This is a genomic window from Brevibacillus brevis (genome assembly GCF_031583145.1).
Taxonomy (GTDB): domain Bacteria; phylum Bacillota; class Bacilli; order Brevibacillales; family Brevibacillaceae; genus Brevibacillus; species Brevibacillus brevis_E.
This window is the reverse complement of sequence record NZ_CP134050.1, coordinates 3,785,600-3,810,973: the sequence shown is the minus strand read 5'-3', so window position 1 is coordinate 3,810,973 and position 25,374 is coordinate 3,785,600. Positions and strand designations below refer to the sequence as shown.

20 protein-coding genes and 1 pseudogene are annotated in these 25,374 nt (G+C 56.7%); all 21 read left to right on the top strand.

Features of this window, described 5'->3' with window-relative positions; translation table 11 throughout:
• Positions 1–9 precede the first annotated feature (9 nt).
• The 21 genes and pseudogenes from RGB73_RS18880 to RGB73_RS18780 all read left to right on the top strand — a co-directional run bounded on the left by RGB73_RS18880 (position 10) and on the right by RGB73_RS18780 (position 25,360).
• Complete coding sequence (locus tag RGB73_RS18880; protein WP_310764304.1) at positions 10–675, top strand: PspA/IM30 family protein; 666 nt, start codon at positions 10–12, stop codon at positions 673–675.
• A gap of 133 nt (positions 676–808) precedes the next feature.
• The gene (locus RGB73_RS18875) at positions 809–1,213 is read left to right on the top strand and encodes a DUF350 domain-containing protein (protein ID WP_310764303.1); all 405 of its coding nucleotides are present in this window, start codon (positions 809–811) and stop codon (positions 1,211–1,213) included.
• A 25-nt stretch (positions 1,214–1,238) separates the two neighbouring features.
• Positions 1,239–1,745, top strand: a complete 507-nt coding sequence (locus tag RGB73_RS18870) for a DUF4178 domain-containing protein (protein WP_310764302.1) — start codon at positions 1,239–1,241, stop codon at positions 1,743–1,745.
• A 14-nt stretch (positions 1,746–1,759) separates the two neighbouring features.
• The gene (locus tag RGB73_RS18865; protein ID WP_310764301.1) at positions 1,760–2,548 is read left to right on the top strand and encodes a DUF4247 domain-containing protein; all 789 of its coding nucleotides are present in this window, start codon (positions 1,760–1,762) and stop codon (positions 2,546–2,548) included.
• 208 nt (positions 2,549–2,756) lie between these two features.
• Complete coding sequence (locus tag RGB73_RS18860) at positions 2,757–3,347, top strand: TetR/AcrR family transcriptional regulator (protein WP_310764300.1); 591 nt, start codon at positions 2,757–2,759, stop codon at positions 3,345–3,347.
• 144 nt (positions 3,348–3,491) lie between these two features.
• A complete protein-coding gene (locus RGB73_RS18855) occupies positions 3,492–4,889 on the top strand; it encodes an MFS transporter (RefSeq protein ID WP_310764299.1) in 1,398 nt (465 codons plus the stop codon).
• A 102-nt stretch (positions 4,890–4,991) separates the two neighbouring features.
• Positions 4,992–6,584 carry a long-chain-fatty-acid--CoA ligase gene (locus RGB73_RS18850; RefSeq protein WP_310764298.1) on the top strand — a complete coding sequence of 531 codons (1,593 nt, stop codon included), beginning with the start codon at positions 4,992–4,994 and terminating at the stop codon, positions 6,582–6,584.
• A gap of 510 nt (positions 6,585–7,094) precedes the next feature.
• A complete protein-coding gene (locus tag RGB73_RS18845) occupies positions 7,095–7,742 on the top strand; it encodes a DUF4912 domain-containing protein (protein WP_310764297.1) in 648 nt (215 codons plus the stop codon).
• Positions 7,743–7,756: 14 nt separating this feature from the next.
• Positions 7,757–10,627 carry a 1,4-alpha-glucan branching protein domain-containing protein gene (locus RGB73_RS18840; protein WP_310764296.1) on the top strand — a complete coding sequence of 957 codons (2,871 nt, stop codon included), beginning with the start codon at positions 7,757–7,759 and terminating at the stop codon, positions 10,625–10,627.
• A 34-nt stretch (positions 10,628–10,661) separates the two neighbouring features.
• Positions 10,662–13,037, top strand: a complete 2,376-nt coding sequence (locus RGB73_RS18835; protein WP_310764295.1) for a sugar phosphate nucleotidyltransferase — start codon at positions 10,662–10,664, stop codon at positions 13,035–13,037.
• Between the two features lie 13 nt (positions 13,038–13,050).
• A complete protein-coding gene (locus tag RGB73_RS18830) occupies positions 13,051–15,012 on the top strand; it encodes a glycoside hydrolase family 15 protein (protein ID WP_310764294.1) in 1,962 nt (653 codons plus the stop codon).
• 17 nt (positions 15,013–15,029) lie between these two features.
• A pseudogene (locus tag RGB73_RS18825) lies at positions 15,030–16,456 on the top strand (phosphoglucomutase/phosphomannomutase family protein).
• A gap of 108 nt (positions 16,457–16,564) precedes the next feature.
• Positions 16,565–17,206, top strand: a complete 642-nt coding sequence (locus RGB73_RS18820) for a serine/threonine protein kinase (protein ID WP_310764293.1) — start codon at positions 16,565–16,567, stop codon at positions 17,204–17,206.
• A gap of 72 nt (positions 17,207–17,278) precedes the next feature.
• Positions 17,279–17,731, top strand: a complete 453-nt coding sequence (gene lspA, locus RGB73_RS18815) for a signal peptidase II (protein ID WP_310764292.1) — start codon at positions 17,279–17,281, stop codon at positions 17,729–17,731.
• Between the two features lie 64 nt (positions 17,732–17,795).
• Entirely contained in the window at positions 17,796–18,725 is a 930-nt protein-coding gene (locus RGB73_RS18810; RefSeq protein WP_310764291.1) for an RluA family pseudouridine synthase, read from the top strand.
• A gap of 15 nt (positions 18,726–18,740) precedes the next feature.
• Complete coding sequence (locus tag RGB73_RS18805; protein ID WP_310764290.1) at positions 18,741–19,142, top strand: VOC family protein; 402 nt, start codon at positions 18,741–18,743, stop codon at positions 19,140–19,142.
• Between the two features lie 95 nt (positions 19,143–19,237).
• The gene (locus RGB73_RS18800) at positions 19,238–20,599 is read left to right on the top strand and encodes a TolB family protein (protein ID WP_310764289.1); all 1,362 of its coding nucleotides are present in this window, start codon (positions 19,238–19,240) and stop codon (positions 20,597–20,599) included.
• Between the two features lie 324 nt (positions 20,600–20,923).
• On the top strand, positions 20,924–21,463 hold the full coding sequence (pyrR, locus tag RGB73_RS18795; RefSeq protein WP_310764288.1) for a bifunctional pyr operon transcriptional regulator/uracil phosphoribosyltransferase PyrR: 540 nt from the start codon (positions 20,924–20,926) through the stop codon (positions 21,461–21,463).
• A 170-nt stretch (positions 21,464–21,633) separates the two neighbouring features.
• Positions 21,634–22,980 (top strand): solute carrier family 23 protein, encoded by a 1,347-nt coding sequence (locus RGB73_RS18790; protein ID WP_310764287.1) that lies wholly within the window; start codon positions 21,634–21,636, stop codon positions 22,978–22,980.
• A gap of 185 nt (positions 22,981–23,165) precedes the next feature.
• Positions 23,166–24,113, top strand: a complete 948-nt coding sequence (locus RGB73_RS18785; RefSeq protein WP_310764286.1) for an aspartate carbamoyltransferase catalytic subunit — start codon at positions 23,166–23,168, stop codon at positions 24,111–24,113.
• Complete coding sequence (locus RGB73_RS18780) at positions 24,080–25,360, top strand: dihydroorotase (RefSeq protein WP_310764285.1); 1,281 nt, start codon at positions 24,080–24,082, stop codon at positions 25,358–25,360. Before RGB73_RS18785 ends, RGB73_RS18780 begins: the two co-directional genes overlap by 34 nt.
• Positions 25,361–25,374 lie beyond the last annotated feature (14 nt).

Here is a 25,374-nt window from a genome sequence, read left to right as displayed (position 1 = left end):
GAAAACTACATGTCCATTTTTAAACGACTGCGCGATTTGACCATGTCCAATCTGTATGCCCTGATTGAAAAGGCAGAGGATCCAATCAAGATGACCGACCAGTATTTGCGCGACATGCAGGAAGATCTGGAAGAAGCGGAAAAAGCGGTCGCCGCTCAAATCGCTTTGGAGAAGAAATTCAAGGTGCTGTATGAAGAGCAGGAAGCACTGGTGAAAAAACGCGATGAACAGGCGCACGTAGCTGCTCAGGCGAAAAATATCGACCTGGCTCGCCGCGCTCTCGAAGAAAAGAAAGCGGCCGAGCAAAAAATGAACGAGTACAAGGACGCGTATGAGAAAAACAGAGCCGCTGCCGACGCTCTCCGAGACAAACTGGCAGAGATGAAAAAGCAAGTGACCGAGCTGAAAAACAAGCGCGAGACGCTGGTGGCCCGCGTGAACGCAGCCAAAGCGCAAAAGACGATCAACCAGGCAATGGCCGGCTTCGACTCCAACTCCGCGATGGCAGGCCTGAAGCGGATGGAAGACAAGGCGCTTCAGCTCGAGGCGGAAGCGGAAGCCAGCGGCGAAGTGTACAAGAAGGAAAAATCGCTGGACGAGGAAATCGCCAAGCTCAACAAGGATCAACAGGTCGAAGACGAACTGGCAGCATTGTTGAAAAAATACGAGGGGTAAACCGCCTTGGGCGGTCCCCCTTTTTTTCGGCACGAAGGTGCACGAGAAGAACGGCAGTGGATGCGAACGCGGCCGCTCAATCGCGAGCGGGCCTCGATCGAGAGTTACTTTATGAATGTGAGGGGATTCGTCTGTGACGTGGGTAGAAATTTTAGCCATGCTGGTATGGACAGGTGCCGGTGGAGTTTTGCTGTTTGTCCTGATGTGGGTAGACTCGCTGTTTACCAAGTACAAGGACATCCAGGAAATCAAGAACGGGAATATGGCCGTGACCACCCGTTTCGTGATGAAGCTGTTCGCACAAGGATACATTTTGTCCCAGTCGATTCTGAATTCCAATGATTTGTGGACAGCTTTGCTGGTTTCGGTGGTCTCATTCATTATCTTGTTTTTCCTGGAAAGAATCGTGGAAATCGCATTTCGCGCAGGAGCGGGGCTCGACCTGGAGGAAGGGGTCAAACAGGGGAAAGTCGCCCATGCCTTGCTCGCAGGCTCGTTTCATATCGTAGGCGCCTTGATCTTGGCGGCATGCTTGTAATATCAGTCCGGAAGGGAGTACCAGGATGAGTTTGCTCAAACGGATACAAAACATCTTTGCCAAACCTGAACCGCCCGTTCAGGAGAAAAGCATACTGACAGTCGGACCAGGGGATGTCGTGGAAGTATCGCTCGTAACGTACCAGGTGACGGGAAAAGCGGTGAACCATGGAAGGCAAGCCACCATGCTGACACTCCAGGACGGCAGCACCATCCGTTACCTCTACATCGAAGAGCGGGAAAAGACTGTTTTTCACTTGTACAGCGTCATAGACGGGCGCCTGGACTCGGTGGAGGAAGTGCCCAGCACGATCGAAATGGATGACATCACCTATCATTTGGAGGAGCAGTACAACGGAAAAGTCAATGTCATGGGAAAGACGCCGTTCAACGCGTCCGGAGATCAGTACATCTGGCAGTTCCAGTCCGATCAGCGCCAGCTGCTCCGGATCGAGTGGCAGGATGGCCGTTTCATGCTGTACGAAGGAGAGATCGTCCTTCCGGCGGACGTGCAGGTCTTACGCGGGACGTAAGGAGGGAGAGGAAAATGCCACATCATTGGTTCAAATCAATCAAGCTCATGCTGGTTCCCGCCTTGCTCATGCTGGCTTTGGCCGGATGCGGCAGTCCGTCCGTAGCGGATACGTACCCGCTGGAATCAGTTTCTTCCAAGGGCGCCACAGAGACGTCGAAAGTTTACCGGGCCGCCAACAAAACGGTGCCGGAAGTGGCGAAAGAACTGGCGGATCAAAACCAGCCCGACGAGATTTCCAAGGAAGATACACAGCACATGTTTCTCGTCTATCCCGACAAGCTGTATCACCTCCAGCAAGACTCCGCCAAACCGACCGATACGCTCATCGAAGTAGACTCCAAGGAATATGTGCGCAATAATTATGATTCCTCGTTTTTGCAAGGGTACATTTTAGCGAGTGTTCTCGACGATCTGTTCGACGGCATGAAAACGAAGGGCGGCTACCGCGGTTATTCGAGCAAGGACATCTACAAGCCTTCGGGCACGTACCATGTGCCGACAACCGAGGAGAAAAAAGCGTCGCCCCCCATCACGACGGCAGGCAAAGGGAGCATCATCAAGCGTGGCAGCACCTCCAAGAATACGGACGGGTCCGTCGGTTCGAGCGGCGATATTCTGAAAAAACAGGTGGAGCCATCCAAGAGCAGCAGCGGAAAAATCATCCGCAACTCCGGCAGCAGCTCGTCCAGCTCCAGTGGCTCGTTTTCAAGCAAACGGTCGTCGATCTTTTCGTCGCCGAAGAGCAACTCGCCCCCGCGCACGAAAGCCGGCGGGTTCGGGCGAATTACCAAGCGAAGATAGCGACTTCGGGGAGAGACACGGTTCCGGTGAAAACCGATGCCGTGTCTTTTTGGATGCGTCAGCTTGGCCGAAAAGGAGGGGGCCGAGCGCTCCTGTCTAATCTCTGTACGTCCAACCATTTTTCCAAACGGTTGACAAAAGGAACAAACTCTCCTATGATGATGTCAGTAAGTACTGACAGTCAAACCAGATAGGAGGCAACAGGGGCATGAGCAGCCAGGACAAGGCGAGCAGCAGTGACAGGCTTCTGCTAGCTGCCATCGATTTGGTCTCCGAGAGAGGCTACAACGGGGTGACGACGCAGGAAATCGCCACGGCTGCCGGATTGAGCGAGAAGACGCTGTTTCGGCATTTCGGGAGCAAGCAAAACCTTCTCGAGGCAGCTTTCGACCGTTTTCACTATACGGAAGAGATGAAGAAGCTGTTCAGCGAAAAGCTGACCTTTGACCTGCATGCAGACCTCCTCTTGATCAGTCGGATGTACCACGGCATCATGAACCGGAATCGGAAAATGATCATGATCAGCATCAAGGAAGAAGGAAGCCTGCCCGGTTTTCGGGAGAGGACGCAAAAGCATCCGCAGCAGTTGATGGAGATTTTGACCCACTATTTCACGGATATGGCCGAAAAGGGCAAACTGCTCCCAACCAATCCCAAGCTGCAGGCCTTCACGTTTTTGATGCTGAATTTCGGGATCTTTATGAACAACCTGGAAGCGGAAGGAAACTTTCCGGACATGACGCTGGAGGAAGTGCTGCAAGAGAGCGTAGCGATATTTGCTAGGGCGTTGGCACCCTAGTTTTTTTACCGGCATAATGTCAGTCAGTACTGACGGTCAAGCTTGCGTTTGCCTGGTAGCTTGGCGTTTTGAATGGAGGTCATGCTCAGCTGAAAGGCCTCGAAATGCAGGAACCATACATGTTCCGAAAGGGTGAAGAAGGCAGTGGATACGACGAAGAAAGGCCCGGATGCAGACGGGCAAAAGCTCATTCTTGTCTTGATGTTGACCATGACGCTCTCCTCGATGAGCGCCATGATGTTCAATTTGGCGATTCCCCCCATCCGCGAGCAGTTTCATCTCACACTGGGAGAGACGAGCTGGGTGACCTCCGCTTATATGGTCATTTACGCAATCGGGACAGTCGTTTACGGAAAGCTGGCCGACACCGTCAGGCTGAAGTCGCTGGTCACCTTCGGGCTGGTGCTGTTTGTTGCCGGGTCGGTTGCGGGTCTGTTTTCGCAAGCGTACTGGATGGTGCTACTGGGGAGATGTGTGCAGGCGATGGGAGCAGCCGCGATTCCCGCAACAGCCGGATTGATCCCCATCCGCTATATGTCGCCCGAGCGCAGGGGCTCCGCAATCGGAACCGTGATGGTTGGTCTGGCGTTGGGGGGAGTGCTCGGACCGATCGTATCGGCCCTTCTCCTCCAGTTCGCTCATTGGCGCTGGCTGTTTGCCATTCCCTTGCTCGTGCTCGTCTTGCTGCCTTTTTACCGGAAGTATTTGGGAAATGAGTCGAGTGCTTCCGCGCACGTGGACTGGATGGGCGGGGGGCTGTTGAGTGCGGCTGTCGTGCTGCTCGTGCTCAGTCTGACCAACCGCAGCGGATGGATGCTGGCTGCAGGCATGTTGGCACTGGGAGTGTTTCTGCGCTGGATTCGAACGGCAGACGATCCGTTTATCCGACCGGAGCTGTTCCGCAACAAGGGTTATTCGTTGGGGCTTTTCATCATGATCTTGATGAGCGGCAGCGTGGTTTCCCTCAGTTTTCTTTCTCCCTTGCTTTTGACCCAGGTACAGAGGATCGATCCGGCATGGGTCGGCTTGGCGATGGTTCCCGCGGCAGCGGCGCAGGCCTTCCTGGGAAAAAGGACGGGGAAACTGGTCGACCAAAGAGGCAGCGCCTATGTGTTTACGATCGCTTCCTGCTTGCTTTTGTGCAGTTTCGCCTTGATGTCCACTTTCATTGGCAGCTCCCCCTTGTTAGTCTCCGCCTTTCTGATCGTGGGAAACGTAGGGCAAATGGGAGTATTCATCGCCATGTCGAACACGATCTCATGGACGCTACCGCAGGAACATGCCGGCATTGGCATGGGAATCCTGCAGATGACGAACTTCATCATGTTCGCCGTCGGATCGGCCGTGTACAGCAGTCTGTTGGACCTTGGCGCCATTGTGAAATGGAATGTGGCAAACGGATACCCGGACGGGGTCATTTTCAGCAACATCTTCTTCGTCCTCGCGGTATTGCAGGCGGCGATCCTGTTCTTCTACCGCCGCCGGTTCGCCAAAATGAAAGGGAATGCCTCGAAAACGGGGCAAGCGAGTCAAACCGTGTAGGACATTTTCAACCTTTGTCTGCATATTCTGAAAAGTGAATTGACGGCTGTACGGCAACTTGCTAGTCTATGGGTAAAATACCAGGCGAAGGGATCGATAGCGATGCATGTTGCTTTGCGCATGGATGATACACTGCGACGCGCCGTCTTGCTTTATCCGGATGTCGAATCGATTGTGGAAGGGGACAGACGCTGGACGTATCGCCAGTTTCAGCAGGAAGTCCACCAGTTGGCTCGGGCGATGAAGCGAATGGGGGTGGTGAAAGGGGATCGGGTGGCCGTCCTGTCTCCCAATACGGCTGCCATGCTTCAGCTCTTTTACGCCTGCTTTCAGCTGGGGGCGGTGGTCGTACCGCTGAACACGAGACTGTTGCCGCACGACTATTTGTACATCATCGAGCACGCCGAGGCCAAGCTGTTTTTTGCGGACGATGAGCTCATTCCCCTCGTAGAACCCATCCTCTCTTCGCTCACGACGGTATCCCGGTTCGTGGCGATTCCTGTCCGGGGGACTTCGGGCAAGCGGGCGGACTGGGATTCGTATCCGGAGCTCTTGGGCGAGGAGAGCACCGAGCCGTGCGTTGATGAAGTGGAGGAGACAGACTTGGCGACAATCCTCTACACCAGCGGCACGACGGGCAAACCGAAAGGCGTCATGCACTCGCATCGCACGCTGTTTTTCAACATGCAAAACACGATGTTCCATACCCGGGCCAGCGACAGCGATGTTTTGCTGCACACGTTGCCGATGTTTCACGTGAACGGTTGGGGAACCCCGTTCTCCTATACGGCGGTAGGTGCCAAGCACGTCATGCTGCGCAAAATCGACCCGCCGCTGATTCATTCCTTGATCAAAAGAGAAGGCGTGACGGTAGCCTGCATGGCCCCGACAGTACTGAACATGCTCATCAACGAGCCGCGTTTTCACGAAGACAAGACGACTGGCCCGATGCGGGTGGTCATCGCCGGATCGGCACCGCCTACCGCTTTTGTGCGGACGGTGGAGCAGCAGCTCGGCTGGGAGTTCCTGCAGGTGTACGGCATGACGGAATGCGCTCCGCTCATCACGGTATCGCCCATCAAGCACCATCTGGCCAACGAAAGCGAAGAGACCCGCTTCCGCCTGAAGGCCAAGGCCGGCGTCCCTATGCTCAATGTGGAAGTTCGTGTCGTCGACGACGAGGACAAGGATGTGCCTTGCGACGGTCGAAGCATCGGGGAAGTGATCGCCCGTGGAAACATGGTCATGGAAGGCTACTGGAAACAGCCGGAGGCCACAGCAGCGGCCATTGTAAACGGTTGGTACCGGACTGGAGACATGGCGACGATCGATGCAGAGGGCTACATCGACATTGTAGACCGCAAAAAGGACATCATCATCAGTGGAGGAGAAAACATCTCCTCGATCGAGGTGGAAGGGATTTTGTACGAGCATCCGGCGGTGCTGGAGGCTGCCGTGGTTTCCGTTCCCCATGAAAAGTGGGGAGAAGTGCCTCATGCCGTTATCGTGCTGCGGCCAGGCATGGAGGCGGATGAAGTGGAGCTGGATCGTTTCTGCCGGGAAAGAATGGCGGCCTTCAAATGCCCGAAAGGATTCAGCTTCGCACCCGAGCTGCCCAAAACCGCATCCGGAAAGATACGAAAGGTCGAGCTGCGGCAGCCGTTTTGGCAGGAGAAAGACAGACTGGTCAACTGACAGCACGCCTGGTCATAACATAATTGGTAACGAAAAGCCGATGCCCGCATTCCAAGAGCGGGTATCGGCTTTTTTGCACAGATCGGCATGTATAAAATTCCGATCCAGTATAAGGGCGACAGCGGCACCGTCAAAAAACATCGCGTAGCCGGGTTTTCTAATCGGGGAAACGGGCTCGGAAGCCGTGAGATGTTGATAACGCTTGCATTCATGGGCTTTTTGAAAAAGCCGGAAGCCTATTTCATAAAGGAATGAATCGAAGCCAGAACCCGTATGTAAGATGAGAATAGGCGGTTGTTCGACGCGCGAAAACGATCTTTGTTTTGGTGCCCTCGACTTTTGTTCTTCAGTGACGAAAACATGACCGTTTATCGACAAAAGAAGAAGGGAAGTGCATCCAGCATTCGACAGCCTTTGTTGCAGGCATTGGCTATGATGGCAGTGGGTTAATACAAAAATGAATCGCCAGCAAGCAGCAGACAGGAAAGTGGCGGAAAGGAGCGCTCGACGATGCTGGAAAAAATTCGCGAACTTCGGTCAGAGTCAAAATCGATTGCACAAATTGCCAAAGAATGCGGGCTGACAGTCGGGCAAGTCAAGTACCAGCTGCAAAAGGACAGGGCCAGAGCGGAGGCGGACCGGAACGCCGGTGCTGCAGAACGTCAGGGTGCCCCCAAGCGTCCGCAGCACGAATGGCGTCTTCCGGCGTTTTACGGGCGAGATGTCGTCAAGGTCATGGCACAAGGTCCAACTGTCCTGTTTGTGTACTGGGAGATCACGTGGCCACGAATGCGCATGGTCGCCTCGTACCTGCAGAGCGATTACCGCCAGATCCAAAAGGGGCTGCGGATATACGATGTGACCGAGCGAATCTTTGATGGTCACAACGCCCATTCCACAAGGGACGTCCACGTGCTGGAGGACTCCCATTCCTGGTATGTGCGCGAGGTGCAGCCTGGGCGCACGTACATCGTTGACTTCGGCTTGTTCGAGCAGGGACGCTTTTGTCCGATCCTGCGCTCCGAGCCGGTGGAAACGCCGCGAAATACAAATGCCGCCTGGGGAGAGCCGCTGGTCGAACCTGCTCGCGACCCCTCTTCGCCAGCGTGGTTTGAGAATTTTTCCTCGTACTCCCTCTACTCGAAATCAAACGATTAAGTGAGGTGTATTCGGTGCACAACGGTTATCTCTCCCTCGTGCTGCACGCCCATCTGCCGTACGTCCGGCACGGGGACCGGGACGATTGCCTGGAAGAGCGATGGGTGTACGAAGCCATGCTGGAGTCGTACATCCCGCTGCTGATGGTGTTCGACAAGCTGCTCGCGGACGGCATCGATTTTCGCATGACGCTTGCTGTTTCCCCTACCCTCCTGTCCATGCTGACAGACGAGCTCGTGATCTCGCGTTTCCAGGCCCATTTGGCGAGGACGGTGGAGCTGGCCGGAAAAGAAGTGAAACGGACGGCTTCGGAACCAAGGGAGCATCGCCTGGCAAAAATGTACCTGGAGCGCTTCCGCGAGATCACGGCCTACTGCCGGAAGCTAGACTTTCAGCTTGTCGAAGGGCTGAAACGCGTGCAGCAGAGCGGATGCGTCGAACTGATTACTTGCGCCGCGACTCACGCTTTTCTTCCGTTTGTGGAAACGGAGGAAGCCATTCGGGCTCAGCTGCAGGTGGGCATCGACACGCACAAGCGGATTCTCGGGAGGCGTCCGCAAGGGATTTGGCTGCCGGAGTGCGCCTACACGCCCGGACTTGACCGTCTGCTGAAGGAAGCGGACCTCCGCTATTTCTTCGTCGACAGCCATACGATTCGGCATGCGACACCCACGCCGATGCGCGGCTTGTACGCACCGCTTTTTACACCTCACGACGTCGCTGCGTTTGCCCGGGACGACCAGGCTGCAAGGCAAGTCTGGAGCTCTTTTGACGGGTATCCGGGCGATTACGACTATCGGGAATATTACCGCGATATCGGCTTTGATCGGGAAATGGCCTACATCGCGCCATACATACATCCGGATGGCATACGCGTCAATACCGGACTGAAATACTATCGAATCACGGGAAAGGACTCGCAAAAGGACTGGTACGAGCCGACATGGGCACGGGAAAAAGCCGCCGTTCACGCGGGGCATTTCCTGTACCACCGGGAGCGGCAGGTCGAGGAGGCAGCGGCGTGGCTGGACCGCAAGCCGCTGGTCGTCGCCACTTACGATGCAGAGCTGTTCGGACATTGGTGGTATGAAGGCCCCCAATTCCTCGATTTTTTCCTGCGCAAGACGGTGTGCGATTCGAAGCAAGTGCAATTGATCACCCCTTCGGAATATTTGACGCTGTATCCCGAACAGGACCGTGCCCGTCTGCCGATGTCCACCTGGGGACGAAACGGCTACGGTGAAGTCTGGTTGAACGAGCGCAATGGGTGGATGTATCGCCATTTGCATCAGGCCGAGCGAGATCTGATTGCAGCGGTGCACAGCTGCCAGATGGCGAGTGCGTCAGGCGGGTCCGAGACCGCTCTCAGAAGCAGGTGTCTCAGGCAGGCCGCGCGCGAGCTGATGCTGGCGCAAAGCAGCGACTGGGCTTTCATCCTGGACGGTCAGACGGTGGTGGATTACGCCGTACGCCGGTTTCACGATCATCTCGTGCGCTTTGGCGAACTCTTGGAGATGGTACGGACGGGATCGATCGAGGAAGGGAGGCTTGCCGAGCTGGAAGCGGCGTACCCGCTGTTCCCGACGCTGGATGAGACGTACTATTTGCCGCTTCGTTCGCATAGAGTGAACGTATCGCATCAAATGGTCGCGGCAAGCCAATCCCGGCAAGCAGGACGCAAGGTATGGATGCTCAGTTGGGAATTTCCTCCACACGTCGTCGGCGGGTTGGGGCGGGCGGTCTACGAATTGGCACGGCAGCTCGTGTGCCAGGGGACAGAGGTGCACGTCCTCACAGCAGCGACGGGTGCATCTGCGGGACAGGAAATCGTAGACGGCATTCATGTGCATCGTCTGTACAGCTATCAGCCATGGCAGCAGGAAGACTTCATGCAATGGGTCTTTCAGCTGAACCTGGCGATCGTCGATGCAGCGGAGCGACTGGAGAGCCAAGGACTGGAGGCTGACGTGATTCACGCCCATGACTGGCTCGTAGGCTGGGCTGCGATGGAGCTCAAGCAGCGGCTGTCCGTTCCGCTCATCACGACGATCCACGCTTTGGAGCACGGCCGCCATCAAGGCATCCACACCCCGCTGCAGCAAAGGATTCACGAGTGCGAGCGCGCGCTGATTGCTGCTTCTGACCGCGTCATCGTGTGCAGCCGCTATATGGAAGGGGAAGTGAGGAGGCTCTTCGGAGTCCCGCAGGAAAAAGTCAGTGTGGTCTTCAACGGGGTAGAAATGCCTGATTCGGTTCCGACAGCGAGTGAGGAGCTGCGTAGGGAGCTGGGCGTAGGAACTGGCCCGTTGCTCTTTTTCGTCGGAAGGCTGGTGCGCGAGAAAGGCGTGCATCTGCTGCTGGAGGCATTGGCGCGAATTGGATGGGAGTTTCCCGAAGCGAAGCTGTTGATCGCGGGAAAGGGACCGCAGGCAGATGAACTAAAAGGGATGGCTGAGCGTTTGGGGATTGCAAAAAAGGTGCGTTTTCTCGGCTTTGTCTCCGATGAGCAGAGAAACGAGTTGTTCCGGATGGCGGACGTAGCGGTATTTCCCAGTCTGTATGAGCCGTTCGGCATCGTCGCCCTGGAAGCTATGGCTCACGGCACTCCGCTGCTCGTCGCGGATACTGGCGGGCTGCGCGAGATCGTCCGACACGGAGAAAACGGAGCGATGATGTATACCGGCGATGTGGAATCGTTGGCCAATCAGCTGCGATGGTTGCTGGGGGCCCCCGATGTCCGGCGGCAATTGGCGCAGCGAGCGCTGGAGGACGTCCGGATCAAATACGACTGGGCCGATCTGGCACGGCAAACATCCGAGCAATACCAGATGCTGGATGTCGTTTCCCCAAAATATCATAGATACGAAACAGTCTGTCAGTTGTGATGAGGTGTCAGCACCCACGAAGGAGGAAGAATTGATGAAGGCAGTAATCATGGCTGGCGGCAAAGGAACCCGTCTGCGTCCGTTAACGTCCCATACCCCCAAACCGATGGTCCCTCTGTTGAACCGTCCGTGCATGGAGTACACGATTGATCTCTTAAAAAAGCACGGCATTACGGAGATTGCCGTTACCCTGCAGTATTTGCCGGATGCGATCAAGAGCGAGTTTGGCGACGGTTCCCGCTATGGCGTATCGTTGGTCTACTTTGAGGAGACGACGCCGCTCGGAACGGCAGGCAGCGTGAAAAACTGCGCAGACTTCCTTGACGAACGGTTTATCGTCATCAGCGGCGATACGTTGACGGACATCGATCTTACGGCGGCCATCCGCTTTCACGAACAGAAGCAATCCCTCGCGACGCTGATCTTGACAAAGGTGGAGACACCGCTTGAATTCGGTGTGGTCATGACCGACGAAAGCGGGCGGATCATCCGTTTTTTGGAGAAGCCGACCTGGGCGGAAGTGTTCAGCGATACCGTCAATACGGGCATGTACATCTTCGAGCCGGAAGTCCTCTCGTACATCGAGGACGAAAGGGAAGTCGATTTCAGCAAGGAAGTGTTCCCCTTCTTTTTGCGGGAAGGAAAACCGATGTACGGCTATGCGGCAGACGGGTACTGGTCGGACATCGGATCGCTGGAGGTCTACCGCCAGGCGCAGTTCGACCTGCTCGACGGCAAAGTCCACCTGGAGATCAAAGCGAAAGAAATCGCACCGCGCATCTATCTGGAAAATCACGTGCGGATCGACTCGTCCGTGCGGCTGGAAGGACCCGTCTACATCGGGGAAAACGTCCATCTGCAGTCCGGCGTCGCAATCGGCCCTTATTCCATCCTGGGCACCAATACGGTAGTCGCTTCCGGGACCAGGCTCTCTCAGGCGATTGTGTGGGAAAACACGATCGTCGGCAAGAAGACGGAAATAAACGGAACGACGCTTTGCCGCAAGGTGCAGATCGCCGATTCCGTCATGCTGGGCGAAGGAGCAGTGATCGGGGACAACTGCCGGATTGCCTCCAAGTCCGTGGTGAAGGCCGGGGTCAAGATCTGGCCGGACAAAGATGTGGGAGAGAGCGCGATCGTCACGACTTCCCTGATCTACGGCACGAAACAGACGAAAAATTTGTTCGGCACGAATGGCATCAAGGGAATGGGAAATGTGGAAATTACGCCCGAGTTCGTCACCCGCCTCGCTGCGTCGTACGCTTATTTGCTTCAGGCAGGAAGCCGGATCGCCCTTTCGGCATGCGCGCATCCATTTGCCCAGCTGCTCAAGCACAGCGTCATGACGAGCCTGTGCTCCTCCGGAATCGATACCGTCGACCTCGGCATCGGCAATTCGCCGTTGATGAGATTCGGCGTGTCCAGCCTGCAATGCGCAGGCGGCATCCATATTTTCATGACAGAACCGCTTGAAGACAAGGAGATCGTCATCCAGTTCGTCGACCAGGACGGACTCCCGGTCTCCCGCGACGTGGAGCGGAAGATTGAAAATGCCTATTGGCAAGAGACGTATGTGCGAAGTCTCCACCACTTGGGACAATTGCACGTGGAGCATCAGGTGCAGGAGGCCTATTTGCGTGCGCTCTCCCAGCGGATCGATACAGCGGGCATTCGGCGGCAGCGGTTCCGGCTGCTCGTCGAGTGCGAGCCACGGTTCACGCCAGCGTTTTTGGCCCCGCTCTTTGACACGCTCGGGGTGAACGTGCAATACGGAGCGATCCAGGAAGGTGTCATGAAGCACGAAGCCGACCTTGGCGTGCGGCTCGACAAAAACGGCGAGCACTTCTCGCTGTTTACCGAGCGCGGGGAAAAGCTGACAGCGGAACAGCTCATCGCCCTGCAGCTGCTGTCGTGCAGCGGCATCCACAGCAAGATCGGGCTGCCCGTCAGCGCCCCGATGGAGCTGGAGCATCTCGCCCAGCTGCTCCAGCTGGAAGTCGTTCGTACCAAGGTGTCCCCGCGGGCGATGATGGAAGTCTCTTTGGGCGAACGCTTCCACCCCATGTTTGACGCGGTATACAGCCTCCTGCGCATCCTCTCTTACCTGGCCAAGGAGGAAAAGCCGCTCAGCGTGCTCACAGAGCTCTTGCCATCCTGCCACATGGAGAAAAAGACGGTATTCTGCCCATGGACCTCCAAAGGAAAGGTCATGCGAAAGATGCTGGAAGAAAACAAAGGGAAGCTGCTGGAGCTGGTGGACGGGATCAAGGTGTACGATGCGGGGGGCTGGGTCCTGATCCTGCCTGACACGGAAGATTCCCATGTAAAAGTGATAACGCAAGGCGCGACAGCGGAGACTGCAGCGACACTCGCAACCACCTATGCGAGGCGCATCGCGGAATATCAATAAAGGAAGTGAAGGCATGCCGAGACCGCTCGTGGTCGGAAACGGAAGACTGCTGATCAACTTTGACGACAGGCTTCACATGCGCGATCTCTACTTCCCTTATGTGGGGCAGCTGAATCACGTGGGAGGGCATTTCAGCAAGCTGGGGGTGTGGGTGCAGGGTCGCTTTTCCTGGCTGGATGAGGACGGATGGAGACGCTCGCTCGGCTACGGAAAAGAGTCTCTCGTCACCGACGTGCACGCCCGGCACGATCATCTGGGCCTCTCGCTGCGGATCGCGGATGGCGTACACCAGCGGGATCCGATCTATCTGAAGAAGATCCGGGTGCGCAATCTGGCCAGCGAGGCCAGGGAAGTGCGGCTGTTTTTCAACCATGACTTTAGCCTCAACGAAACCGAGGTGGGAGACACCGCCGTGTACGATCCCGTGCTGCGCACCGTCTATCACTATAAACGCAACGTGTACATCATGGTCAACGGGAAGACGCATGAGGCCGGCATCGACCAGTACAGCCTCGGCATCAAACGTTTCAACTACGCCGAAGGGACGTGGCGGGATGCGGAGGACGGAATCCTCTCCGGCAATCCGATCGCCCAAGGCTCGGTCGACAGCACCATTTCTTTTCACCTGATGCTGCCGCCGCAGGGCGAAGCCTCACTGGATTACTGGATGTGCATCGGCGAATCGTACGAGGCGGTCAAGACGTTGAACCAATACGTACTGGAAAGCGATCCGGAGCGTCTATTGAACCGGGTGGCCGTCTACTGGCAGCGATGGGTGAACAAGGAAGAGCGGGATTTCGCCGACTTGCCGCCGGAGGTCGTCCAGCTGTACAAAACCAGCCTGCTCTTGGTCCGTACCCAGATCGACCAGCACGGAGCGATCCTGGCGGCCAACGACTCTGACATCCTCCAGTTCAACCGCGACCATTACAGCTACATGTGGCCGCGGGACGGCGCTCTGATCGCGTGCGCCATGGCAAAGGCAGGCTATACCGGCGTAGTCGCCCCTTTCTTCCGCTTTTGCGCGGACGCCCTGAACGAAGAAGGCTATTTGCTGCACAAGTACAACCCGGACGGCTCTGTGGGATCGAGCTGGCACCCGTATTTGTCCGACGGAGAAATCCAGCTGCCTATCCAGGAGGATGAGACGGCCTTGGTTTTGTACGCCTTGTGGGAGCAATACAAATGCGGGAAGCAGATCGAGGATTGCCAGGCGCTGTACCCGACGCTCGTACGTCCGGCAGCGCGGTTTCTGCTCCAGTACATCGAGCCGACTCTGCAGCTGCCGAAGCCGAGCTACGACCTGTGGGAGGAACGCAGAGGGATTTTTACGTTTACCAGCGCGACGGTGTTTGCCGGGCTAAAGGCTGCTGCCCGCTTTGCGCAGCTGTTCGGCGACGACCGTCGCTACAGGCGGTACGATGAAGGAGCCGAGCGCATCCGGGAAGCCATGCTGACCCATCTGTACGACCCCGGGCTGGGCAGGTTTTTGCGCGGCATTTACCTGCGCAAGGACGGCCGTATCGACAAAGATTTTACCGTGGAGAGCAGTTTGTTTTCCGTTTATGCGCTTGGCGTGTTGCCCGTGGATGATCCTCGCGTCCTAAGCACGATGGAGGCGGTAAAGCGCAGTCTTCGGGTGGACACCGAAGTGGGTGGGTTTGCACGCTACCAGGGCGATGCCTATTTCAAAAAGTCGCACGACACGGAAAGGGTGCCGGGAAATCCGTGGATCATCTGCACGCTGTGGGTGGCCGACTATGAGATCGCCAAGGCGCGGACGATTGAAGAGCTGCAGGAGCCGAAGAGCAGGCTGAGCTGGGTCGTTCGTCATGCGCTGCAAAGCGGAGTGCTGTCCGAGCAGCTCGATCCGTACACAGGAGCACCGGTGTCAGTCGCTCCCCTGACCTGGTCGCATGCGACGTTTGTCGCGACCGTGCTGCGCTATTTGGAGAAGGTGAAAGAGCTGACGTAAGGGAGAGGAGAGAGAAAATGAAGAGTGCGATCCGATTCGGTACGGACGGTTGGCGTGCCATCGTGGCAGAGGACTTCACGATGGAAAATGTGCGGATCGTCGCTCAGGCGATCGCCAGCTATACGATAGAGACAGGCCGACAGGAGCAGGCTATTCTCGTCGGCCACGACACCCGTTTTCTGGGCGGCCGCTTTGCGGAGGAGGTCGTACGCGTCCTCACGGCTAACCGGATTCGCACCTATCTGGTCAACGAAGCGGCGCCGACTCCTGCTGTTGCCTTCGGAGTCAAGCACTTCGCGGCGAGCGGAGCCGTGATGATCACCGCGAGCCACAACCCTCCGGAATACAACGGGATGAAGTACATCCCCGATTACGCGGGGCCTGCCACACCTGCGATTACGAAGCGATTGGAGCAGTGGATAGCCGAGATCCAGCGATCAGGCGACGTGCGGACCATGCCCTTGAAAGAAGCGGCGGCAGCCAAGCTCCTCCAGATCATTGTGCTGCGCCCGCACTACGAGGCGCATCTGCGCAGGCTGGTCAACATGGAAGCGTTGAAGCGTTCCTCCCTGGAAGTCGTTGTCGATGCGATGCACGGCGCAGGGACGGGGTACGTAACCGGCCTCTTGTGTGAAGCGGGAGTAAGGGCCGTGGGCATACGGGAGACGCCGGACGCAACGTTTGGCGGAGACCTGCCTGAGCCAAACGACAAGCATCTCGCCCTGCTGAAAAAAGAAGTCGTCGACAGGCGAGCCACTCTCGGTCTGGCGAATGACGGAGACGCCGACCGTTTCGGTGTCGTGGACCGCTTCGGCCAGTACATTCCGCCCAACGATGTGCTTGTGCTCTTGACCTATCATCTCGTCAAAAACCGCAAGCTGTCCGGCAAAATCGTCCGCACGGTGGCGACAACGCATTGCTCGACAGAATGGCGGAAGCGTACGGGCTTGAACTGGTAGAGACGCCGGTAGGGTTCAAGTACATCGGTGAGCACATGCTGAAAGGAGACGTGCTGATCGGCGGGGAGGAGAGCGGGGGAGCCAGCATTCTCGGCCATATCCCGGAGAAGGATGGCGTCCTGATCAACCTGCTGCTGGCGGAGATGTGCGCGGTGGAGGGAAAAGGGATCGACCAGATCTTGCGGGATGTCCACGACGAGTTTGGCGAGCTGTTCCATGAGCGTCTCGATATGCGCCTACCCCACAAAGACAAATGGATCGAAGAGATGCTGTCCTCCCCGCCGAGGAGTGTCGGCGCTTATTTCGTGCAGGATGTCAACCGGCTGGACGGAATCAAGCTGATGCTAGACGACGGTCATTGGGTGCTGATCCGAACTTCGGGGACGGAGCCGCTCGTCCGCATCTACTGCGAGGCGACGAACAAAGCGGCGCTGGAAAAGCTGAAAGAAGCGATTCGCGACTGGTTTTTGGAGGTCAATGTGTAAGCGAAGGAGAGGGCCCGTCATGACGACGCGGTTCTTTTCTTTTTTTCGGGAAGGTCTTTTGCTAGAATCAAGGAGTAGAAGTCGCTGACGAAAAAGAGATGAGGTCCTATGCGTATCGATCAACACGTGCTGGATAGCTTTTTGCAAGAGGTCAAAATCGAAAGCCGCTCTCCGGATGATCCCGTTGTCGTCCTGCATACCCCTTACCCGTGGGAGGTGGTCGGCACCGGCAATTACGCTGCAGTTTTCGCCCATCCCGACTACCCGAGACTGGTGCTCAAGCTGTACGCACCCGGACGCCCGGGCTGGGAGCAGGAGGTCGAGGTGTATCGGAAGCTGGGAGAGACGCCTTCTTTTCCCGCCTGCTACCATTATGGGGAAGGGTACTTGGTGCTGAAGCGGATCCAGGGCATCCCTCTGTTCGATTGCGTGCGCTACGGCATACCGATTCCGCCCCAGGTGATTGAAGATGTGGAGGCGGCACTTGCGGAAGCGAGGAAGAGAGGGCTGTATCCCCACGATGTCCACGGAAAAAACGTACTCATGGATCAAGGTCGCGGCTATTTGATTGACGTCTCGGACTATTACAAAAACATTCCGGACAGCAAGTGGAAAGATTTGCGCAAGGCCTATTACCGCATCTATCTTCCGTTCTTAAAGGACCGCGGCTGGAAATTCCCGCTGTGGGTGCTGGATGCCGTGCGCAAAGGGTATCGGCTGTACAAAAAGGCACGCCGCTTGTTCGGGTAGGGGCCCTGTGGTAAAATGTACATTTGACGTTGGGAAGATAGGCTGATCGAGTCAGACGAAGGAGGATTTCCATTGTTGTATTATCTCATTGCTGTCATCATTATCGCGCTTGATCAGTGGACCAAGCATCTGGTTTTGACCTATATGGAGCGGGGAGAGTCGATTCCCCTCATCGCAAACGTGTTTCATCTCACCTCCCACCGCAACATGGGAGCAGCATTCGGCATCTTGCAAAATCAACGCTGGCTGTTCATCGTCATCACGCTGGCAGTTGTCATCGGCATCATCTATTCCCTGATCCGCATCGGCAAAAAGCAGCCCCGCGTATCGTTTGCCCTCTCGCTCGTGCTGGGCGGCGCAGTGGGCAATTTCATCGACCGTGCGACTACGGGCCAAGTCGTGGATTTCCTTGACTTCACGCTGATCAACTTCCCGATTTTCAACGTGGCGGACATGGCCATTACGATCGGGGTTGTGCTGCTCTTGCTGGATGTATTGCTCGAGGGGAAAAAACAGGGCCGGTAATGGAAACAGCCGTTTTCGATGATACTAGCGGTAGCCTGGACAGAAATTTGACGAGGAGACTTACATGAACGACACGCAATTGTTTGAACGTTACGATTGGACGGCTGATTCCACGGACATCAGCGAACGGATCGACAAATACATTACGTTGCAAAATGAAGACTGGTCCCGGTCGCAGGTACAGGCATGGATCAAGGAAGGACGGGTAACCGTCAACGGGGAAGCCGTAAAGAGCAACTACAAGCTGCAAGCGGATGACGAGGTGACTTTGCGGGTGCCGCCGCCGAAAGAAATGGCGATCAAGCCCGAGTCGATGCCTTTGGATATCGTGTACGAAGACGCGGATGTCGTCGTGGTCAACAAGCCGCGCGGGCTGGTCGTGCATCCAGCACCGGGACATTACAGCGGGACGCTGGTCAACGGCCTCCTCGCCCACTGCAAAGATTTGTCGGGGATCAACGGCGTGCTTCGTCCGGGCATCGTGCACCGGATCGACAAGGATACGTCCGGTCTTTTGATGGTCGCCAAAAACGACAAGGCGCACATGGGGCTGGCCGAACAATTGAAGGAGCACACCGTCAACCGCAAGTACGTGGCGATCGTGCACGGTGTGATTCCGCACGAAATGGGCACGATCGATGCCCCTATTGGACGCGATCCGAAGAACCGCCAGCAGATGGCGGTCGTCTTTGAGAACAGCAAGCCGGCGGTGACGCACTTCATCGTCCTCGATCGCTTCAAGGAGTACACGTTGGTAGAGCTCAAGCTGGAGACGGGGCGTACTCATCAAATCCGCGTGCACATGAAGTACATCGGGTATCCGCTGGCGGGCGATCCCAAATACGGTCCGAAAAACACGCTGGAGCTTGGCGGTCAGGCCTTGCACGCCAAGACGCTCGGGTTCGTGCATCCGCGGACAGGGGAGCACCTGGAATTTGAAGCGCCGCTGCCGCAGGACATGGTCGATGTCATTTCATTGCTCAAACAATCGTAGGGACGGGGTGTCCGGATGTTAAAAAAATTGGCGCATCTGACGTTGTATGTGCGCGATTGCGAAGAGGCGCTGCGCTTTTACACGGAAAAGCTCGGATTTGAAAAGCGGATGGACTCGCGGATGGACAACGGTTCGCGCTGGCTGACGATCGGGCTGCCGGATCAGGAGCTGGAAATCGTCCTCCACGATCCGACGCATTGGCACAGGGAAGACGTGGCCGAGCAAATGCTCGCACAGGTCGGGAAAAACCCGATGTGGGTGTGGCATACGGACGACCTCCATGGAACGTATGAGGTGTTCCGCCAGAGAGGCGTGACGTTCTTGTCCGAGCCTCGCGATGTGATGTACGGGACCGAGGCGGTATTTACCGATCTTTACGGAAATCCATATTTGCTTCTTCAGCCTGCATCTGTGTAGCCGCTACATAAACGATGGGGGATTGGAAAACGCTAGGGAAGATAGGTATGCCATCGTCTCTGGCGTTTTTTCATTCGGAGAAAGGAGAGGTTCCCATGAGGAAAAAATGGAGCGGGTGGATGTGGGCAGTGACGATTGCCGCTGCGCTCGCAGCTAGTGCCGGTCAAGTGCAGGCGCAGGAGCAGCAAAGGACACAGCAACCGCTGCGGGTGGGAAAGGAGGCAGTCCCGGCGAAGATCGCCTTTACCAATCAAGGCCATCTCTGGCTGCTGGACGGACGGGATAGCGGCGCTTTGCCCAAGCAACTGACAACGGACGGTGTATCCGAGATCGTCGGCTGGTCAGCGGACGGGAAATGGCTGTTGTATGTGAAGCACAGCGGAGAGGATACGTACGCTACACCTGGCTACCTTTGGGCGGTAAGGGAGAACGGCACGGGAGCGTTCCAAGTGGATGATCGCCCCGTCATGGACCAGCCAAAATGGTCCCCGGTTGCCCGGCAGGTCGCCTACTTCGTGAACACGGGCAGCGTTGATAATCCCAAGCAGCTCTTCCTGGTAAAGGAGCTGCAGGACAGCCAGGCAAAAGAGGTGCTCAGCACAGCGCCAGACTTCGTGGATTTTTCCTGGATGCCTGACGGAAAACAGCTGCTGGTATCGACTGCAGCCGAGAGAAACCGGGCCATGGCACTGAGCCTGCGCGACCTTTCGGGCAAGCAAGCGGCGTCGTACCCGATCGCGGCGCCGCCAAACGTGGATGAAGGGATCTACGCCTGGGCACCGCGGGCGATGGCGGTTTCGCCTGACGGGGCGCACGTCGGTTACTACGTGCAGTATAACTCCGGCTCCTTGTCTGCTGATGGAGTCCCAATCCAGCTCTTTGACCTCAGCCATCCGAAAAAGAAGTCGACTGAATTGGGGACCGGACTCATCAACCCGGATTGGCTCACATGGTCGCCGGACGGCAAGAAGCTGGCGTTTATCGAGGGAACGGACCGGATGGCCACCTCTGGAAAGCACCTGAAGCTGGCCGATCCAAGCGGCAAGGTCATTTCGATCAGCCAGCCGGACATGGTGGACGGTGCGCCAGCATGGACACGGTCTGCTCCTTACTCCCTGTTTTTCACCCGTGGAAAGGGGACGGAATACCATTACGATCCGAAAAAAGTCATGGTTCCCGGCCAGCGCATCTGGCAGCAGGCGGGCGATGCCGCAGCCAAACCAGTCACCCAAGGCAGCGAAAGCACGGCGGACTATTTCCCGCACCCATCGCCAGCGGGCGATGAGGTTCTCTTTGTGCGCTTGGACACCCCGGAGCGTGGCTCTCTATTCCTGTCAGCGCAAGGGAAAGAGAGCGAAGTGCTGCGCCACGTGACAGGCGAGATCGGCTTTTATGCCAACTACACGCCGCAGTGGATCAGTGTCTATTGGGAAGGGAAGCCGCAGCCACAACCATAGGCAATCAGGGGCTGCTGCCATGGCCATGAGGTTGCAATTTTACTTGGATTAAACAAAAGGAGCAGGTAGGATAAATATTTTCAGAGGAAATATCCCTTTTTTCGTTGACAGTCGCCTCGATTCGTGACATAATCCTACATGACGAATGGAACCTTTAAATCCAGTCCTGTGAGGCTGGCAAGGGCACGGAATCGACACGACTGCACGATCGGGCAAGCTATATCGCCGCGCATGCAGCCATGTCCAGCGGCTTCTTGTCTCCTGACAAGAAGCCTTTTTTTCTTGAGTCCAAGTCCACAAGTTCCCGTCAAGGGGGGTACGAAGATGATCAACAAAAGTGTCATCATGGATGAAGCGGCGATTCGCCGCGCGCTCACACGGATCGCTCACGAAATCATCGAGCGAAACAAGGGTGTGGAAGACTGCATCATCGTCGGCATCAAGACGCGGGGGATTTACCTCGCACAGCGCCTGGTGGAGCGGATCGAACTGATCGAGAACGTGAAGGTGCCGGTCGGCGAGCTGGACATCACGTTTTATCGGGACGATTTGCAGCACAAATCGGAGGATGCGGTTCTGCAAGGCTCGCAGCTGCCGGAACAGATCACGGGCAAGACGGTCATCCTGGTGGATGACGTGCTCTACACCGGGCGTACGGTGCGGGCTGCACTGGACGCTCTCATCGACAGCGGACGGCCGCGCATGATCCAGCTGGCAGTGCTCGTAGATCGCGGACATCGCGAGCTGCCGATTCGGCCGGACTTCGTCGGAAAAAACGTTCCGACCGCACGAACGGAAATTGTAGATGTGCAACTGGCAGAAGTGGACATGATGGATATCGTATCCATCCGCCAGCTTCTCTGACGAAAACGAAATATACCTCTTTAACTGCGATCCCGTGAGGTCGACAAGAGGCAAGAAACTTCCCATGTCCATGGAGAAGGTAGCCTCTTTGTGCCTGCGCAAAGAGGCTTTTTGTTTGCGTCGCCATGGGAGAGACAAGGAAGAAATACACACAGGGGGAAGCAAAAGCTATGAGCCGGAATTCTTTCATCGATGTTCACGAAACACCCGAACTGAAAAAGCTGTTGCCATTATCCATCCAGCATTTATTCGCCATGTTTGGCTCGACGGTGCTCGTACCGATCCTGACCGGACTGGATCCAGCCACAGCACTGTTTACAAGCGGGATCGGTACCCTCTTGTTCCTGTGGATTACAAAAGGGAAGATTCCCAACTACCTGGGCTCCTCATTCGCCTTCATCGGACCGATCATCGCGGTGACCGCCTCCCATGGCGTAGGGACCGCCTTGCTCGGGTGCTTTCTCTCCGGTCTGGTCTACATCATCGTGGCGGCCATCGTCAAACAGGCCGGTGTCAAATGGATCGATAAAGTACTGCCACCGGTGGTCATCGCATCTGTCATCGTCGTCATCGGGCTGAGCCTCGCCGGTGTGGCCGTAGACATGGCGACAAAGGTAACGGTAGACGGACAATCGCAGCTGTCCTTGACCTCGATCGAAATTTCCCTGGTGACCATGATCGTCACCATTCTGGCAGCAGTTCTTCTGCGAGGCTTCCTGGGTCTGATCCCGATCCTGATCGGCATCATCGCAGGCTATGTCTACACCCTGCTGCGCCACCCGGACTTGATCGACCTTCAGAAGGTAGCGGAAGCGCCGTGGCTAGTCGGTTTTGGAGCGATGTTCACCACGCACTTCAAGTTTGGCGAAATCACAGCAGTCATGGGAAATCCCTCGGCATGGGTAGCGGCACTGGTGATCGCGCCAGTCGCGTTCGTTACGCTGGCCGAGCATCTGGGGCACCTGCTGGTCACGAGCAAAGTCATGGACCGCGATCTGATGAAAGATCCCGGGCTGCACCGCAGCTTGCTCGGCGACGGGATCGCCACCTCGCTCGCGGCTTTCATCGGCGGGCCGCCTGCGACTACGTACGGCGAAAACATCGGCGTACTGGCGATCACCCGGGTATTCAGCCGCGTGGTTATCGGTCTGGCTGCCGTCCTGGCCATTCTGTTCGCCTTCATCGGAAAAATCAGCACGCTCCTCATGAGCATCCCAACGCCGGTGTTGGGCGGCGTCTCCATCATCCTGTTCGGGATCATCGCGGCCCAAGGTCTGCGGATGTACGTGGAGAACAAAGTGGACTTTGCCAACAAGCGCAACATGGTGCTCGCGGCAGCCATTCTCGTGACGGGCATCGGCGGGTACAAAATCAGCTTCGCAGGCACAGGCATTCCTTTCCTGAATGATCTGACCATCGACAATATTGCGTTCGCCACCTTCCTCGGGATCATCCTGCACGTCATTCTGCCGGGCAAGGAATCCGCGATGGGCGAAGCGCAAAACGAACAAGCATAAACGAAAACGTAACGTTCCTGATTCCTTTAAATCCAGTCCCGAGAGGCTGGCAAGGCATAGAACGCTGTTTCCCCTGCCCGAAAAGGGAGAACTACTAGCAGCTTCTTGTCTCGCCAGCCATGACGGCCACGCGAAGGCAAGAAGCTTTTTCTTTCATCACATCAGATTAAACGGAGGGATTCACGATGAACAACACGGGTCACCTGATTGGTTTGAAAGAGATGACCAGAGAGCAGATTGAACGGCTGCTGGACAGAGCGGCGTACTGGGCGGATCGCCCGGGAGAGCAGGCGGACATCCTGCGCGGACGCTTTGTCGCCAACCTGTTTTTCGAGGCCAGCACCCGGACGCGCTTCTCCTTTGAAGTCGCCCAAAAGCGGCTGGGGGCACACGTGTTAAACTTCATACCGGAAACCTCCTCGGCAGTGAAGGGCGAGACGGTCTACGACACGATCCGCACGCTGGAAGCGATGGGGGTGGAGGCAGCCGTTATCCGCACCAAAAAAGAAGGGCTCCTGCAAGAGCTGGCTGCAAGCGTGGACCTGCGCCTCATCAATGCGGGCGACGGCACGAATGAGCACCCAACCCAGTGCCTGCTTGATCTGTTGACCATGAAGCAGCAATTTGGCCGACTAGAGGGGCTGACGGTGTCGATCATCGGCGACCTGCGCCACAGCCGGGTGCTGGGCTCGCATCTGCACGCACTGCCCAAGCTGGGCGTGAAGCTGCTCCTCTCCGGGCCGGCGAGCATGATGCCGCAGCCCGCGCAAATTCCAAGCGGGGTGAAGGTCGTCGGGATGGACGAAGCGGTCCAGACGGCGGATGTCGTCATGATGCTGCGCGTCCAGCTCGAGCGTCACACCGAGTCGCTGTACATTTCCAAGGAAGAGTACCACCAGGCTCACGGCTTGACGCTGGAGCGGGCAAGATCGATGAAGCCAGGCGCGGTTATCATGCACCCGGCACCAGTCAACCGCGGAGTCGAAATCCATACGGATCTGGTCGAAAGTGCAACCTCCTTGATCCAAAAGCAAGTGACCAATGGCGTGGCAACGAGAATGGCAGTGCTAGAAACTCTACTGAAAGGGAGCGAAGGACAATGGGAACCATCCTTGGCAACGGCAAACTACTAAATCAAACAGGAGAATTGATCCCGGCGGAAGTGCTGGTGGAAGACGGACGCGTCACAGCGATGGGAGAGTCCATCCCGCGTGACGGCCATGAGTGGGTAGACTGCAAAGACGGCCTGATCAGCGCCGGACTCATCGATGTCCATGTGCATTTGCGCGAGCCGGGCTTCGAACATAAAGAAACGATCGAGACAGGAGCGAAGGCGGCGGTGCGCGGCGGCTTCACAACCATTTGCTGCATGCCGAACACTCGTCCTTCTATCGACAGCGTCGAAACGGTGACATACATCCTGGAAAAAGCGCGTGAAGCAGGCATGGCCCGCGTGATTCCGTACGGTGCGATAACCGTCAGACAGCTGGGGAAAGAGCTGACCGACTTCGCCGGGCTCAAAGAAGCGGGCATTTTCGCCCTGACAGATGACGGCGTAGGCGTACAGTCGACCGCCATGATGAAAAAAGCGATGCAAGCGGCGAAAGAACTGGGCATCTCTATCGTCGCGCACTGCGAGGATGATGACCTCCTGATCCCGGGCGCCGCCTTGCACGATGGAGAAGTGGCAAAGCGCCACGGATTGCCGGGCATTCCGTCCGAGTCCGAATCGATTCACGTCGGCCGCGACATTTTGCTGGCGGAGCAAACAGGCGTCCACTATCACGTCTGCCACATCAGCGCGAAAGAATCCGTACGCCTGGTGCGGGACGGGAAGCGCGCCGGAGTCAACGTGACATGCGAAGTAACGCCGCACCACCTGCTTTTGTGTGACGAAGACATTCCAGAAAATCTGGATACCAACTGGAAAATGAATCCGCCGCTGCGCTCCCGCGAAGACCGGGCGGCACTGATCGCGGGTCTGAAAGACGGCACGATCGACATGATCGCGACCGACCACGCGCCGCATACGGCGGAAGAGAAAGCGAACGGAATCAACCGCGCGCCATTCGGAATCGTCGGCTCCGAAACGGCATTCCCGCTGCTCTACACGCACTTCGTGCAAACGGGGGAGCTGACCTTGAAAGAACTGGTGGAGCTGTTGACCATCAAACCGGCTGCAGCATTTGGACTGCCCTACGGACGCCTGGAAGTGGGCGCTCCGGCTGACCTGACCGTCATCGATCTGGAAACGGAGAAGAAAATCGATCCGGCGGCATTTGCCAGCAAAGGAACCAACACGCCATTCGCAGGTTGGGCATGCAAAGGCTGGCCCATTCTCACCTTGGTAGAGGGCAGGATCGTACATCAAGAAGCGTAGGAACGCAAGGCCTG

Excerpts from the sequence above, each read along its gene's own strand:
- RGB73_RS18860 (WP_310764300.1), top strand. The coding sequence starts at position 2,757 with ATGAGCAGCCAGGACAAGGCGAGCAGCAGTGACAGGCTTCTGCTAGCT.
- RGB73_RS18820 (WP_310764293.1), top strand. The coding sequence starts at position 16,565 with ATGCGTATCGATCAACACGTGCTGGATAGCTTTTTGCAAGAGGTCAAA.
- RGB73_RS18830 (WP_310764294.1), top strand. The coding sequence starts at position 13,051 with ATGCCGAGACCGCTCGTGGTCGGAAACGGAAGACTGCTGATCAACTTT.
- RGB73_RS18870 (WP_310764302.1), top strand. The coding sequence starts at position 1,239 with ATGAGTTTGCTCAAACGGATACAAAACATCTTTGCCAAACCTGAACCG.
- RGB73_RS18790 (WP_310764287.1), top strand. The coding sequence starts at position 21,634 with ATGAGCCGGAATTCTTTCATCGATGTTCACGAAACACCCGAACTGAAA.
- RGB73_RS18835 (WP_310764295.1), top strand. The coding sequence starts at position 10,662 with ATGAAGGCAGTAATCATGGCTGGCGGCAAAGGAACCCGTCTGCGTCCG.
- RGB73_RS18805 (WP_310764290.1), top strand. The coding sequence starts at position 18,741 with ATGTTAAAAAAATTGGCGCATCTGACGTTGTATGTGCGCGATTGCGAA.
- RGB73_RS18810 (WP_310764291.1), top strand. The coding sequence starts at position 17,796 with ATGAACGACACGCAATTGTTTGAACGTTACGATTGGACGGCTGATTCC.
- RGB73_RS18850 (WP_310764298.1), top strand. The coding sequence starts at position 4,992 with ATGCATGTTGCTTTGCGCATGGATGATACACTGCGACGCGCCGTCTTG.
- RGB73_RS18880 (WP_310764304.1), top strand. The coding sequence starts at position 10 with ATGTCCATTTTTAAACGACTGCGCGATTTGACCATGTCCAATCTGTAT.
- RGB73_RS18800 (WP_310764289.1), top strand. The coding sequence starts at position 19,238 with ATGAGGAAAAAATGGAGCGGGTGGATGTGGGCAGTGACGATTGCCGCT.
- RGB73_RS18780 (WP_310764285.1), top strand. The coding sequence starts at position 24,080 with ATGGGAACCATCCTTGGCAACGGCAAACTACTAAATCAAACAGGAGAA.
- pyrR (WP_310764288.1), top strand. The coding sequence starts at position 20,924 with ATGATCAACAAAAGTGTCATCATGGATGAAGCGGCGATTCGCCGCGCG.
- RGB73_RS18845 (WP_310764297.1), top strand. The coding sequence starts at position 7,095 with ATGCTGGAAAAAATTCGCGAACTTCGGTCAGAGTCAAAATCGATTGCA.
- RGB73_RS18785 (WP_310764286.1), top strand. The coding sequence starts at position 23,166 with ATGAACAACACGGGTCACCTGATTGGTTTGAAAGAGATGACCAGAGAG.
- RGB73_RS18865 (WP_310764301.1), top strand. The coding sequence starts at position 1,760 with ATGCCACATCATTGGTTCAAATCAATCAAGCTCATGCTGGTTCCCGCC.